Origin of the sequence: Curtobacterium sp. JUb34, from assembly GCF_003755065.1 — a bacterium.
In the GTDB taxonomy this organism is placed as follows: domain Bacteria; phylum Actinomycetota; class Actinomycetes; order Actinomycetales; family Microbacteriaceae; genus Curtobacterium.
Genome location: NZ_RJVH01000002.1, coordinates 271,908 through 285,812 on the forward strand (window position 1 = coordinate 271,908; position 13,905 = coordinate 285,812).

Annotated in this window: 12 protein-coding genes; 11 read left to right on the forward strand and 1 reads right to left on the reverse strand. The window is 71.8% G+C overall.

Going from position 1 to position 13,905, the window contains the following annotated elements:
• Position 1 precedes the first annotated feature (1 nt).
• Genes pyrR through EDF63_RS07810 form a run of 11 tightly spaced genes read left to right on the forward strand, consistent with a single transcriptional unit; the run spans position 2 to position 13,318 of the window.
• Positions 2-601: a bifunctional pyr operon transcriptional regulator/uracil phosphoribosyltransferase PyrR gene (gene pyrR / locus EDF63_RS07760; protein ID WP_123312441.1), complete on the forward strand. Its 600-nt coding sequence runs from the start codon at positions 2-4 to the stop codon at positions 599-601.
• Complete coding sequence (locus EDF63_RS07765) at positions 601-1,575, forward strand: aspartate carbamoyltransferase catalytic subunit (RefSeq protein ID WP_123312443.1); 975 nt, start codon at positions 601-603, stop codon at positions 1,573-1,575. The genes pyrR and EDF63_RS07765 overlap by 1 nt, the downstream gene beginning before the upstream one ends.
• The gene (locus EDF63_RS07770) at positions 1,572-2,930 is read left to right on the forward strand and encodes a dihydroorotase (protein WP_123312445.1); all 1,359 of its coding nucleotides are present in this window, start codon (positions 1,572-1,574) and stop codon (positions 2,928-2,930) included. The genes EDF63_RS07765 and EDF63_RS07770 overlap by 4 nt, the downstream gene beginning before the upstream one ends.
• Entirely contained in the window at positions 2,927-3,490 is a 564-nt protein-coding gene (locus EDF63_RS07775) for a hypothetical protein (RefSeq protein WP_123312447.1), read from the forward strand. Before EDF63_RS07770 ends, EDF63_RS07775 begins: the two co-directional genes overlap by 4 nt.
• A complete protein-coding gene (gene carA / locus EDF63_RS07780; protein ID WP_123312449.1) occupies positions 3,487-4,686 on the forward strand; it encodes a glutamine-hydrolyzing carbamoyl-phosphate synthase small subunit in 1,200 nt (399 codons plus the stop codon). The genes EDF63_RS07775 and carA overlap by 4 nt, the downstream gene beginning before the upstream one ends.
• On the forward strand, positions 4,686-7,979 hold the full coding sequence (gene carB / locus EDF63_RS07785; RefSeq protein ID WP_123312450.1) for a carbamoyl-phosphate synthase large subunit: 3,294 nt from the start codon (positions 4,686-4,688) through the stop codon (positions 7,977-7,979). The genes carA and carB overlap by 1 nt, the downstream gene beginning before the upstream one ends.
• Entirely contained in the window at positions 7,976-8,860 is an 885-nt protein-coding gene (gene pyrF, locus EDF63_RS07790) for an orotidine-5'-phosphate decarboxylase (RefSeq protein ID WP_260233019.1), read from the forward strand. Before carB ends, pyrF begins: the two co-directional genes overlap by 4 nt.
• Entirely contained in the window at positions 8,857-9,789 is a 933-nt protein-coding gene (gene gmk, locus EDF63_RS07795) for a guanylate kinase (RefSeq protein ID WP_123312453.1), read from the forward strand. Before pyrF ends, gmk begins: the two co-directional genes overlap by 4 nt.
• A gap of 27 nt (positions 9,790-9,816) precedes the next feature.
• The gene (gene rpoZ / locus EDF63_RS07800) at positions 9,817-10,080 is read left to right on the forward strand and encodes a DNA-directed RNA polymerase subunit omega (RefSeq protein ID WP_114849971.1); all 264 of its coding nucleotides are present in this window, start codon (positions 9,817-9,819) and stop codon (positions 10,078-10,080) included.
• Positions 10,081-10,085: 5 nt separating this feature from the next.
• Complete coding sequence (metK, locus tag EDF63_RS07805) at positions 10,086-11,297, forward strand: methionine adenosyltransferase (RefSeq protein WP_123312455.1); 1,212 nt, start codon at positions 10,086-10,088, stop codon at positions 11,295-11,297.
• A gap of 8 nt (positions 11,298-11,305) precedes the next feature.
• Positions 11,306-13,318 (forward strand): primosomal protein N', encoded by a 2,013-nt coding sequence (locus EDF63_RS07810; protein ID WP_123312457.1) that lies wholly within the window; start codon positions 11,306-11,308, stop codon positions 13,316-13,318.
• An 83-nt stretch (positions 13,319-13,401) separates the two neighbouring features.
• Here the strand turns inward: EDF63_RS07810 and EDF63_RS07815 are convergent, their stop codons facing one another.
• Complete coding sequence (locus EDF63_RS07815; protein WP_123312459.1) at positions 13,402-13,857, reverse strand: DUF4383 domain-containing protein; 456 nt, start codon at positions 13,855-13,857, stop codon at positions 13,402-13,404.
• Between the last annotated feature and the right edge of the window lie 48 nt (positions 13,858-13,905).

Sequence of the window (13,905 nt, forward strand, 5' to 3'; positions counted from 1 at the left end):
AATGCCGTCCAGTGAGGCGGGGAAGGGGGTCGACGTGGGTACCAGAACGGTCCTGCAGCAACCCGACATCACGCGCGCTCTGACGCGCATCGCACACGAGATCCTCGAGGCCAACCACGGCGGCTCGGACCTCGTGCTCCTGGGGATCCCGACCCGCGGCGCGGTCCTGGCGGAACGGCTCGGCCGGATCCTGGCCGACATCGAGCCGGAGTGGGCATCGGCCGCTGGCGGCATCGGGACCGAGCGTGTCGGCACGCTCGACGTCACGATGCACCGCGACGACCTCGGCCACGGCATCGGCCGCGCACCGCACCGCACCGTCATCCCCGCCGGCGGCATCGACGGCAAGGTCGTCGTGCTCGTCGACGACGTCCTGTACTCGGGCCGCACGGTCCGGGCAGCGCTCGACGCCCTGCAGGGGATCGGCCGCCCGCGTGCCGTCCGCCTCGCCGTGCTCGTCGACCGTGGCCACCGCGAGCTGCCGATCCGCGCCGACCACGTCGGCAAGAACCTGCCGACCGCGTCCGACGAGCGGGTCACCCTGCACCTGTCCGAGACCGACGGCGACGACACCGTGTTCATCGAGCAGGGGGTGGCGTGATGCGGCACCTGCTCTCCACCGCCGACCTGTCGCGCGACCAGGCCGTGCACATCCTCGACGTCGCCGAGGAGATGGCCGAGGTCAACACGCGCGAGGTCCGGAAGCTCCCGGCGCTGCGCGGCAAGACCGTCGTGAACCTGTTCTTCGAGGACTCGACGCGCACGCGCATCTCGTTCGAAGCGGCAGCCAAGCGCCTGTCGGCCGACGTCATCAACTTCGCGGCCAAGGGCTCGAGCGTCTCCAAGGGCGAGTCCCTGAAGGACACCGTGCAGACCCTCGGCGCCATGGGCATCGACGGGATCGTGATGCGGCACGGCTCGTCCGGTGCCCCGCGCGTGCTCGCCGACGCCGACTGGATCGACGTCCCCGTGGTGAACGCCGGCGACGGGACGCACGAGCACCCGACGCAGGCGCTGCTCGACGCCTTCACCATGCGCCGCCGCCTGCACGGTGCGGGGTCGCGCGGACAGGGCCTCGACGGCGTCCGGGTCCTGATCGTCGGCGACGTGCTGCACAGCCGCGTCGCCCGGTCGAACGCGTGGCTGCTCCGGACCCTCGGCGCGAGCGTGACCTTCGCCGCGCCGCCGACGCTGCTGCCCGCGACGACGACGCCGTTCGGGGCGGCCGTGCACCACGACCTCGACGCAGCACTGGCCGAGGACCCGGACGTCGTGATGACGCTCCGCATCCAGCAGGAGCGGATGAACGACGCGTTCTTCCCGAACCCGCGCGAGTACACGCGGCACTGGGGCCTGACGGCTGCGCGGTTCGCTCGGCTGTCGGAGCGCACGCTGATCATGCACCCCGGTCCGATGAACCGCGGGCTGGAGATCGCGGGCATCGCGGCCGACGACCCGCGCTCGACGGTGGTCGAGCAGGTCGAGAACGGCGTCTCGGTCCGCATGGCGGTCCTCTACCTGGCCCTGACCGGCAGTGACCCGACCACCACCGAAGCGAAGGAGTCAGCCGCATGACCGCTCACCTGATCCGCGGCGCGCAGCTGGTCGACGGCTCGCGCGCCGACATCCGTCTGCAGGACGGCCGCATCACGGCGGTCGGGTCCGGTGTGGACGCGGGCGGCGCGACGGTGGTCGACGCCGACGGGCTCATCGCCCTGCCCGGCCTCGTCGACCTGCACACCCACTTGCGCGAGCCCGGGCACGAGGAGTCCGAGACGGTCCTGACGGGTTCGCGCGCCGCAGCGGCCGGGGGCTTCACTGCCGTGAACGCGATGGCGAACTCGAGCCCGGTCGCCGACACCGCCGGTGTCGTCGAGCAGGTCCAGGCGCTCGGCGACGACGCCGGCTACGTCACCGTCCGCCCGATCGGCGCGGTGTCGCAGGGGCTGCAGGGCACGCACCTGTCCGAGATCGGTGCCATGGCGACCTCGCGGGCGAAGGTCCGGGTGTTCTCGGACGACGGTTCCTGCGTCGCCGACCCGCTGCTCATGCGCCGCGCGCTCGAGTACATCAAGGGCTTCGGCGGTGTGCTCGCGCAGCACGCGCAGGAACCCCGCCTGACCATCGGCGCGCAGATGAACGAGGGCCGGCTGTCGTCGGAGCTCGGGCTCGCGGGCTGGCCGGCCGTGGCGGAAGAGGCGATCATCGCCCGTGACGTCCTGCTCGCCGACCACGTGGGCGCACGACTGCACGTCTGCCACGTGTCGACCGCCGGCAGCGTCGAGGTGATCCGCTGGGCCAAGTCCCGCGGCATCGACGTCACCGCCGAGGTCACGCCGCACCACCTCGTGCTCACCGAGGACCTCATCGCCGGGCACGACGGCGCCCCCGGGTACGACGCCCGCTACAAGGTGAACCCGCCGCTCCGGGCACGCGAGGACGTCGACGCCCTGCGCGCGGCCCTGGCCGACGGCACCATCGACATCGTCGCGACCGACCACGCACCGCACACCGCCGAGGCGAAGTGCTGCGAGTGGCCGGCCGCGGCGAACGGCATGGTCGGCCTCGAGTCGGCGCTCAGCGTCGTGCAGTCCGCCGTCGTCGCGTCGGGCCAGCTCGACTGGGCCGACGTCGCACGGGTCCTGTCCGAGGCGCCAGCCCGCATCGGCCAGGTGGAGGGCCACGGCCAGCGACTCGCCGAGGGCGCACCCGCCGAGGTCACGCTCTACGACCCGTCGGCCAGCCGCGAGTTCGCGGTCGCCGACCTCGCCGGACAGTCGCAGAACTCGCCGTACCTCGGCATGACCCTGCCCGGCCGGGTCGTCGCGACGTTCCACCTGGGCGCGCCGACGGTGCTCGACGGCCGCCTGGTGGACGCCGACACCGTGGCCGCGCACGCCGCGGCGCTCCGGACGGGGGCGCGCGCATGAGCGGCGACGCCGCGCGCTGGCTGCTCGGCGGGGTGATCCTGCTCGCGGTCGCCGCGCTGTTCGTCGCCATGGCGCGCACCTGGCGGACGCGGACCAGGAAGCAGGCGGAAGCCGTGCCTCCCGTCCCCGTCCCGACCACGGTCGGACCGGCGGCCGGGTCCTGGGACGGCTTCTCCGTCGCGACGACCCGCGCCGACCAGCCGCTGGAACGCATCACCGCCGGCGGACTCGGGTTCCGGGGCCGCGGTGGCGTGACCGTCCACGAGACCGGTGTGGTCCTGCGACTCGCCGGGGCGGACGACCGGTGGATCGCACGTGCTGCGGTCCGCGGTGCCGACCGCTCGACGTGGGCGATCGACCGCGTGGTCGAGCCCGGGGGACTGGTCCGTCTGCGATGGACGGCGACCGGCGCCGCAGGTGCGACGGACCTCGACACGTACTTCCGGTTCCCGGAGGGTGACGCAGCCGCGCTGCTCGCCCTGCAGGGACTGACCGAGACCGGGCCGCAGGCGACTGCGGCCGATGCCCCGCGAACCGCGGGCGAAGGGAAGAAAGCATGACACGCGAACGGGCCGTCCTGGTCCTCGAAGACGGCACCCGGTACGACGGCTGGGCCTACGGCGCCCGTGGGCGCACGCTCGGCGAGGTGGTCTTCGCGACCGGCATGACCGGGTACCAGGAGACGCTGACCGACCCCTCCTACGCCGGCCAGATCGTGGTGCAGACCGCGCCGCACATCGGCAACACCGGTGTGAACGACGAGGACCCCGAGTCCCGTCGCATCTGGGTCGCCGGGTACGTGGTGCGCGACCCCAGCCGCGTGGTGTCGAACCACCGCGCGAGCGCGTCGCTCGACGACCACCTGGTGCGCGACGGCATCGTCGGCATCTCCGGGATCGACACCCGCGCCCTGACACGCCGGATCCGTGACGCCGGGGCCATGAAGGGCGGCGTCTTCAGCGGTGCCGACGCGGCGCTGCCGGAGTCGGAGCAGCTGGACGCCGTCCGGTCGCAGGCCACGATGGCGGGTGCGAGTTTCTCGGCGATCGTGTCCACCCCCGAGACGTACGTGGTGCCGGCCGAGGGCGAGCAGATCGGCCGACTGGCCGTGCTCGACCTGGGCGTGAAGGCATCGACCACCCGCTACCTCGCCCAGCGCGGGTTCGAGGTGCACGTGGTGCCGCAGGACATCAGCGCCGCCGACCTGGAAGCCCTGGCACCGGACGCGCTCTTCTACTCGAACGGCCCAGGGGACCCGGCCGCGTCGGACGCCCAGGTCGAACTGCTGCAGGAGAGCCTGCGGACCGGGCGCCCGTTCTTCGGCATCTGCTTCGGCAACCAGCTGCTCGGGCGCGCGCTCGGCTTCGGCACCTACAAGCTGCCCTTCGGTCACCGCGGCATCAACCAGCCGGTGCTCGACACCACCACGGGCAAGGTCGAGATCACGAGCCAGAACCACGGCTTCGCGGTCGACGCGCCCCTGGGCCAGGTGCTCGAGTCGCCGGCCGGGTTCGGCCGCGTCGAGGTCTCGCACTACTCGCTGAACGACGACGTGGTCGAGGGCCTGCGTGCGCTCGACGTCCCCGCGTTCAGCGTGCAGTACCACCCCGAGGCCGCCGCTGGTCCGCACGACAGCATGTACCTCTTCGACCGGTTCGCGGACCTGGTGCGCGCGCGACGTGACGGGGAGCCGCTCGACGCGGCCACCGCCGACGCGACCACTCCCGCAGCAGACATCACCAAGGAAGCGAACTGATGCCCAAGCGCGCAGACATCAACTCCGTCCTCGTCATCGGGTCCGGCCCGATCGTCATCGGTCAGGCCGCCGAGTTCGACTACTCCGGCACCCAGGCGTGCCGCGTCCTCCGTGCCGAGGGCGTCCGGGTCATCCTCGTGAACCCGAACCCGGCGACGATCATGACCGACCCCGACTTCGCCGACGCGACCTACATCGAGCCGATCACGAACGCGTGCCTCGAGGAGATCATCCGCATCGAGAAGCCGGACGCCGTCCTGCCGACGCTGGGCGGCCAGACCGCCCTGAACGCGGCGATCGCGCTCGACGAGGCCGGCATCCTCGCCAAGCACGGCGTCGAGCTCATCGGCGCCAAGGTCGAGGCCATCCAGCGCGGTGAGGACCGCCAGCTCTTCAAGGAGCTCGTGCTCGAGTCCGGTGCCGACGTGGCCCGCAGCCACATCGCCCACACGCTGGAAGAGGCGAAGGAGTTCGCGAAGGACCTCGGCTACCCGCTGGTCGTCCGCCCCTCGTTCACCATGGGCGGTCTCGGTTCGGGCTTCGCGTACGACGAGGCCGAACTCGTCCGCTTCGTCGGTGACGGGCTGCAGTCCAGCCCGACGACCGAGGTCCTGCTCGAGGAGTCGATCCTCGGCTGGAAGGAGTACGAGCTCGAGCTGATGCGCGACAACTACGACAACACCGTCGTCATCTGCTCGATCGAGAACGTCGACCCGGTGGGCGTCCACACCGGCGACTCGATCACCGTCGCCCCGGCGCTCACGCTCACCGACCGCGAGTACCAGAACATGCGCAACATCGGCATCGACATCATCCGTCGCGTCGGCGTCGACACCGGTGGCTGCAACATCCAGTTCGCCGTCGACCCGTCGAACGGCCGCCTGATCGTCATCGAGATGAACCCGCGTGTCTCCCGCTCGTCTGCCCTGGCGTCGAAGGCCACGGGCTTCCCGATCGCGAAGATCGCCGCGAAGCTCGCCATCGGGTACCGCCTTGACGAGATCCAGAACGACATCACGAAGGTCACGCCGGCCAGCTTCGAGCCGACGCTCGACTACGTCGTCGTGAAGACCCCGCGCTTCGCGTTCGAGAAGTTCCCCGCGGCGGACGCCACGCTCACCACGACGATGAAGAGCGTCGGCGAGGCGATGGCCATCGGCCGCAACTACGCGACGGCACTGCAGAAGTCGCTGCGCTCGCTCGAGAAGCGCGGGTCGAGCTTCCACTGGGACACCCCGGCGGCGGAACTCGACAAGGACGCCCTGCTCGCGAAGTCCTCCGTCCCCACCGACGGCCGGATCGTCACGGTGCAGCAGGCCCTGGTCGCCGGCGCCACCGCGGACGAGGTCTTCGAGGCCACGAAGATCGACCCGTGGTTCATCGACCAGATCGTGCTCATCAACGAGGTCGCTGCCGAGGTCGCGGCCGCCGAGGAGCTCGACGCGGACACCGTCCGCTGGGCCAAGGAGCACGGCTTCAGCGACACCCAGATCGCTGCCCTCCGCAGCACCCCCGAACACCCCGTCAGCGAGCAGCAGGTCCGCGACGAGCGGCACGCCCTCGGCATCCGCCCCGTCTTCAAGACCGTCGACACCTGTGCCGGCGAGTTCCCGGCCCTGACGCCGTACCACTACTCGTCGTACGACGCCGAGACCGAGGTGGCCGCGAGCAACCGCAAGAAGGTCGTCATCCTGGGGTCCGGCCCGAACCGCATCGGCCAGGGCGTCGAGTTCGACTACTCGTGCGTGCACGCGTCCTTCGCGCTGAGCGACGCCGGGTTCGAGACGATCATGATCAACTGCAACCCCGAGACGGTCTCCACCGACTACGACACCTCGGACCGCCTGTACTTCGAGCCGCTCACGGCCGAGGACGTCCTCGAGGTCATCGAGGCCGAGGCGGCATCGGGTGAGTTGTTCGGCGTCGTCGTGCAGCTCGGCGGCCAGACCGCCCTGGGCCTGGCGAAGCCGCTCGAGGCCGCGGGGATCCCGATCCTCGGGACCAGCCCGACGGCGATCGACTCGGCCGAGGAGCGCGGGCAGTTCTCCGCCATCCTCGACGCCGCGGGGCTGCTCGCACCGCGCAACGGCACCGCCCACGACCTGGCGAGCGCGACCGCGGTCGCCGAGGAGATCGGCTACCCGGTCCTCGTCCGCCCGTCCTTCGTGCTCGGCGGCCGCGGCATGGAGATCCTGTACGACTCCCCGTCGCTCGCCGACTACTTCGACCGCATGGCAGACCAGGCGATCATCGGCCCGGAGCTCCCGCTCCTCGTCGACCGGTTCCTGGACGACGCGGTGGAGATCGACGTCGACGCGCTCTTCGACGGCGAGCGGCTCTACATCGGCGGCATCATGGAGCACCTGGAAGAAGCGGGCATCCACTCCGGCGACTCCGCGTGCACCCTGCCCCCGGTCGGCCTCGGCCGTGCCGAGATCCAGGGCGTCGTCGACGCGACCGAGAAGATCGCCCGCGGCATCGGCGTGCAGGGTCTGCTCAACGTCCAGTTCGCCATCGGTGCCGGGGTGCTCTACGTCCTCGAGGCGAACCCGCGCGCCAGCCGCACGGTCCCGTTCGTCTCGAAGGCGCTCGGCATCCCGCTGGCGAAGGCCGCGTCCCGCATCATGACCGGCACCAGCGTCGACGAGCTCGTCGCCGAGGGCATGCTGCCGGCCCGCGACGGGGCGTTCGTCCCGATGGAGGCCCCTGTCGCCGTCAAGGAGGCCGTACTGCCCTTCCGCCGCTTCCGCACCCGCGAGGGGCAGGTCGTCGACTCGGTGCTCAGCCCCGAGATGCGCTCCACCGGCGAGGTCATGGGCATCGACCGTGACTTCCCGCGGGCGTTCCTCAAGTCGCAGGACGCCGCGTACGGCGGCCTGCCGACCAGCGGCACGGTCTTCGTGAGCGTCGCGGACACCGACAAGCGCGCCATCGTGCTGCCGGTGCACCGCCTGCAGCAGCTCGGCTTCACGATCATCGCGACCGAGGGCACGGCGGAGATCCTCCGTCGCAACGGCATCGAGGTCGGCATCGTCGGCAAGTACAGCCAGGGCGGCGAGAGCGTCGTCGACCTGCTGACGCGCAACGAGGTCGACATCGTCATCAACACGCCGTCGGGTGCCGCCGGTCGTGCGGACGGGTACGAGATCCGCGCGGCCACGGTCGCCGCGGACAAGCCGCTGTTCACGACGATCGCGCAGATCGGTGCGGCGGTCGCGGCGATCGAGACGATCGGCACGCCGCTCAACGTCCGCAGTCTGCAGGACTACGCGCGGGAGCGCGCGACCTGGTGAGCGACGGACGGTCGGGAGGCCCGGCCTCCTTCGGCGATCGGCTCGCGTCCGCGATGGGCGAGCGTTCACCGCTCTGCGTCGGCATCGACCCCCACGCCACCACCCTGGCGGCGTGGGGGCTCGGCCGCGACGAGCAGGGCCTGACCGCCTTCGGCGCGGCCCTGGTCGACGCGGCCGCCGGCCGCGCGGCGATCGTGAAGCCGCAGATCGCCTTCTTCGAGGCGGCCGGGGTGGCGGGCTACCGTGCGCTCGACGCGACGATCCGTCGGGCACGCGATGCGGGCCTCCTGGTCGTCGCCGACGTGAAGCGGGGCGACATCGGGACCACCGGTGACGACTACGCGCTGGCGTGGCTGGACCGTGACGGGCCGTTCGCGGCCGACGCCATGACGGTCTCGCCGTACCTGGGGTATGGCTCGCTCCGGGGCACGATCGACGTCGCGCGCCGGAACGGTGCCGGGGTCTTCGTGCTCGCCGCGACGAGCAACCCCGAGGCCCGGGTGCTGCAGACCGCGGTGCTGGCGGAGGGACCGCGTACCGGCCGGACGGTCGCGGCCGGTATCGTCTTGGACGTGGCAGACGACAACCGATCCGTGGGCGACCAGGCCCTGGGCGACGTCGGGCTCGTGCTCGGCGCGACCCTTCACCTCGACGACTTCGGCATCGACGCGGACGCGATCGGCACCGCACCGGTGCTCGCCCCGGGCTTCGGTGCCCAGGGGGCCCGGATCGAGGACCTCCGCGCGCTGTACGGCTCGCGTGCCGAGCAGGTGCTCGTGAGCGAGTCGCGGGGTCTGCTGACCGACGGTCCGGACGGGGTCGCAGCGCTCGTCGCCGACCGCGCGGACCGCATCGTCGCCGCACTCGGAGCAGCGGCATGACCGCTGACGGCACGGACCGCGGCGACCAGCCAGCCCACCGCACCCCACCGGAGGTCGACCGTGTCGCGGCCGCCCAGGCCGCGGTCGCCGCGCGACGCGCCCGAGCCGCGGTGAAGGCCGCGATCGCGTCGGAGGAGCGGTCGGCGCTCGAGGTCGCACGCTCGGCGTGGGACGACGCCCTGGTCGAGACGACCTCGGCGGAACGCTCGCTCCGGGTCCGCGACCTGCTCGTCAGCCTGCCCGGCATCGGCCCGGCACGTGCCGAGTCGATCATGGGCACGCTGCGCATCGCGCCCTCGAAGCGTCTCGGGGGACTCGGCAGCAGGCAGCGCACGGCCCTGGCCGACTGGCTCGCCGCCCGCGGTCGCAAGCGCGGTGCGTCGAAGCTCGTGGTGCTCGCCGGACCGACGGCCGTCGGCAAGGGCACGGTGAGCGCGTACATCCGCGAGCAGTACCCCGACGTCAACCTCAGCGTCTCCGCCACGACCCGCAAGCCCCGTCCGGGCGAGGTCGACGGCGTGCACTACTACTTCGTCGACGACGCCGAGTTCGACCGGATGATCCGCGAACGCGAGCTGCTCGAGTGGGCCACGGTGCACAACTCCTACCGGTACGGCACCCCGCGGCCGCCGATCGACCGCGCGCTCGACGCCGGCGAGCGGGTCATGCTCGAGATCGACCTGCAGGGTGCTCGTCAGGTCCGTGACGCCATGCCCGAGGCCGTCCTCGTGTTCCTGCTGCCCCCGACGTGGGAAGAACTGGTGCGCCGGCTGATCGGCCGCGGTACCGAGTCGCCCGAGGAACAGGCGCGTCGACTCGACACCGCGAAGGTCGAACTGGCCGCCCAGGACGAGTTCGACGTCCGCATCGTGAACTCCGATGTCGGCACCGCGGCACGACAGGTCGTAGACTTGTTCTCTGCGCCCTGACGGGTGCACCGACGACGAGGAGACTCCATGGCCAACCCCCAGGGCATCATCGACCCGCCCATCGACGACCTGCTCAGCAAGGTCGAGTCGAAGTACGCGCTCGTCATCTTCGCTTCCAAGCGCGCGCGCCAGATCAACGACTACTACGCCGACCTGCACGAGGGCTCGCTCTTCGACAACGTCGGCCCGCTCGTCGACTCGACGATCGACGACAAGCCGCTGTCCGTGGCTCTGCACGAGATCAACGAGGACAAGCTCACCGTCACCAAGCAGCAGCAGCCCTCCGACTGATCCCGGTGACTGCAGCTGCTCTGCGCCTCTTCACGTCCGAGTCGGTGACCGAGGGGCACCCCGACAAGATCTGCGATCAGATCTCGGACAGCATCCTCGACGCCCTGCTCACGGTGGACCCGAACGCTCGGGTCGCCGTCGAGACGATGGTGACGACCGGCCTCGTGCACGTCGCGGGCGAGGTCACGACCTCGGGCTACGTCGAGATCCCCAAGCTCGTCCGCGACGTCATCACGGGCATCGGCTACAACTCGTCGGACGTCTCCTTCGACGGCGCCACGTGCGGCGTCGAGGTGTCGATCGGCGCGCAGTCGCCGGACATCGCGCAGGGCGTCGACGAGTCGCTCGACTCCCGCACCGGCGCCGTCGACCCGCTCGACCGCCAGGGCGCCGGAGACCAGGGCATCATGTTCGGCTTCGCGACGAACGAGACCCCCGAGTACATGCCGGTCGCGATCTGGCTGGCGCACCGCCTGGCCGAGCGGCTGGCCGCCGTCCGCAAGTCCGGCGAGCTGTCGTTCCTGCGCCCGGACGGCAAGACGCAGGTCACCGTCGGGTACGACGGCGTCGTGCCGAAGACCGTCGAGACCGTCGTGCTCTCCACGCAGCACTCGCCGAGCGTCACGCTCGACGAGCTCACCGCGGCGATCACCGAGCACGTGATCCGTCCGGTGCTCGACCTCGTCGACCTCGACTCGTCGCACGTCGACGTCATCGTGAACCCGACCGGTCGCTTCGAGATCGGCGGCCCGCAGGGCGATGCCGGACTCACCGGCCGCAAGGTCATCGTCGACACCTACGGCGGGGCCTCCCGTCACGGCGGCGGCGCGTTCAGCGGCAAGGACCCGTCGAAGGTCGACCGTTCGGCGGCGTACGCGCTGCGCTGGGTCGCGAAGAACGCGGTCGCCGCGGGACTCGCCGACCGGCTCGAGGTGCAGGTCGCCTACGCGATCGGCCGCGCCAAGCCCGTCGGGCTCTACGTCGAGACGTTCGGCACCGGGCACGTCGACGACGCCACGATCGAAGCCGCGATCCGCCAGGTCTTCGACCTGCGTCCGGCCGCGATCATCCGCGACCTCGACCTGCTCCGTCCGATCTACGCGCAGACCGCGACGTACGGGCACTTCGGCCGCGAACTGCCCGGGTTCACCTGGGAGCAGCTCGACCGCGTCGAGGAGCTCCGCGCCGCCGCAGGGCTCCTGACCTCCGCCGTCTGAGGCACCGCGTGACCACCGTCGCGCGCGTCGTCCTCGACTCGCCGCTCCCGCAATTGGACCGTCTGTTCGACTACCGGGTGCCGGCCGAGCTCGAGGACGACTGCGTGCCGGGGGTCCGCGTGAAGGTCCCGCTCCGAACCGGGGCCCGGATGTCCGACGGGTACGTCGTCGAGATCGTCGACGAGGGCGACTACCCGGGTGAGCTCAGCGCGATCGAGACCCTGGTGTCACCCGTGCCGGTCCTCGCGCCGGAGATCTGGAAGCTCGCCCGCGCCGTGGCCGACCGCGCCGCCGGTGTGGCGTCCGACGTCCTCCGCCTGGCCGTGCCGACACGGCAGGTCCGGGCCGAGAAGGCCTGGCTCGCGCGCGACCCCTCGTGGTCGCCGCCGCCGGTGTCCGCTCCGCCGGTGACCGGCTACGCCGAGGGCATGCTCGAAGGGGTGATCGCGGAGCACGACCGCGCTGCGGTGGCCGCCGTGCCGCACCCCGTGGCGCTGCCCGGGCCCGCCGGCGACGAGGGCGACCGCGATGGCGCCGCGGATCCCGTGTGGGTCCCCGGGTGGGCCGCGACGCTCGCCCAGGCGGCCGCCCACACCCTCGCTGCCGAGCAGTCCGCCGTCATCGCCGTCCCGGACTTCCGCGACGTCATCGACCTCGAACGCGCCCTGCTCGCGGTGCTGCCACCGGAACGCGTCGTGCGTTTCGACGCCAAGCAGACGAACGGGCAACGGGCGAAGGCCCTGCTGCAGGCGCGCACGCACCCCGTCGTCGCCATCGGCAACCGTACGGCGGTGTACGCGCCGGCCACCGACCTCGGGCTCATCGCGATGTGGGACGACGGCGACGCCTCGTTCATCGAGCAGCGTGCGCCGTACGTGCACACGCGCGACGTCGCGCTGGTGCGCGCTGCGCAGTCCGGTGCCGCCCTGCTGTTCGTCTCGCACGCCCGCAGCACCGACGTGCAGCGGCTCGTCGAACTCCACTGGCTGCAGGACGTCACGCCGTTCCGGGTGAAGACCCCGAAGGTCATCCCGACCGTGCAGCAGACCTCGGCAGAGGGGTACGCCGCACAGGCACGCATCCCCAGCTCCGCCTGGCGTGCGGCGCGCGAGGCCAGCCAGCACGGCCCGGTGCTCGTGCAGGTCGCGAGCCCCGGGTTCGGCACCGGTCTCGTCTGCGCCGAGTGCGGCGAACGGGCGCACTGCCGGATCTGCGGCGGTCCGCTCGGCAGTCCGCACCGCGGTGCCACGCCGCAATGCCGCTTCTGCGGTGCACTCGCGGTCGGCTTCCGCTGCCCGACGTGCGGCAACGGCACCGTGAAGCCCGTGGGGCAGGGCGCCCAACGCACCGCGGACGAACTCGGGCGGGCGTTCCCCGGTACCCGGATCGTGGTGGCCGACGGCTCACGCCCGCTCGACGAGGTCCCCGCCAGACCGTCCGTCGTCGTCGCGACCCGTGGTGCCGAGCCGAGCGTGCCCGGTGGGTACGCGTGCGTGCTGTTGCTCGACGGCGAGAAGATGCTCGCGCGCGAAGGGCTCCGCGTGCAGGAGGACGTGCTCCGGTTCTGGACCAACGCCGCCGCGAAGGGCGCTCCCGGGGCCGAGGCCTACCTGGTCGGCATCGGCGGCAAGCTCGCGACCGCGATGGCCCTGTGGCGGCTCGACGGCCCCGCGCACGACGAACTGACCGACCGCCGCGAGCTGCACTTCCCGCCGGCGGTCCGCGTCGCGACGATGACCGGCACCGACGAGGCCGTGACCGCCGCGGTCGAGGCCCTCGAGGGGGCGACCGCCGGTCCCGTCCTCGGTCCGGTCCCGGTGGAGGACGACGCCCTGCCCGGCACGGTCCGGGCGATCGTGCGGTTCCCGTACGCCCACGGCGCCGAGGTCGCGGCGACCCTGAAGGCCGAGGTGATCCGGCGCTCGTCGACCCGCCGGGTGCTCAAGGGGGGCAACCGGCGTCGGGCGGCACCGACGCTGCGGGTCCGGCTCGACGACGCCGAACCGTTCAGCGAGGTCTGACCCGCCGGCTGCCGACGTCGGACGACATCCTCGACGTCGTACGACGACGAGGATGTCGTTCCGGGTCGATGACCGACCGCGGGTCAGGCGCCGACCGGACGAGGACGCTCGCGCGGGAACACCACGCCGAGCGCGACCATGCCGACCGCGAGCACGAGGTGCAGCCAGTTGTCCGCCCAGTTCAGTGGCACGAAGTTCGCGCCGGAGGAGTGCCCGGCCGTGAAGAGCCCGTAGACCCAGAGCACGAAGTAGACGACCCCGCCGAGCACCAGGTACATCCTCGAACCGGTGGCGTACCCGGCGGCGAGCACGCCGACGACCCCGAACAGCAGGTGCACGATGTTGTGCAGCACCGACACCTGGAAGAGCCCGAGCAGCATCGCCATCGAGCCGTGGCCGGCACCCCCGAGGTCGCCCGTGGTCAGCCCCGGCACGAAGCCGGCGATCCCGACGAGCAGGAACACGACGCCGACGAGCAGCGCGACCTTCTGGATGCTGGACCCTGCGAAGCGGTTGGTGGACGTGGTGACGTCGGACATGGGAACCCCTCTCGTTCTGTGCCGCAGACCGTACCCACCCGCCCGAGG